Annotated in this window: 1 protein-coding gene; it reads left to right on the plus strand. The window is 57.2% G+C overall.

The features are described 5' to 3' along the window. Positions 1–18: 18 nt before the first annotated feature. On the plus strand, positions 19–257 hold a 239-nt coding region (locus SB772_RS43035), incomplete at its 3' end, for an MBL fold metallo-hydrolase (RefSeq protein WP_410838901.1).

A 257-nucleotide genomic window follows, 5' to 3' on the forward strand; every position in this document is an offset into this window, starting at 1 on the left:
GGCTATGACCTGTCGGTCATGAGCATCATTCGCGGCGATCACGGTTATATCGTCGTTGACCCGTTCATCACGACGGAAGTGGCCTCGACGGTCTGGAAGCAGCTTGTTATTCCGCATCTTGGAGACAAGCCGATCACCCACGTGATCTATACGCATAGCCACGTTGACCACTACGGTGGGGTACGCGGTCTCGCAAGCGACGACGACCTGAAGTCCGGCAAGGTACAGATCGTGGCGCCCACGGGTTTTACCGAAGC

The sequence above is a fragment of the Paraburkholderia sp. SIMBA_030 genome (assembly GCF_046535245.1).
Taxonomy (GTDB): Bacteria; Pseudomonadota; Gammaproteobacteria; order Burkholderiales; family Burkholderiaceae; genus Paraburkholderia.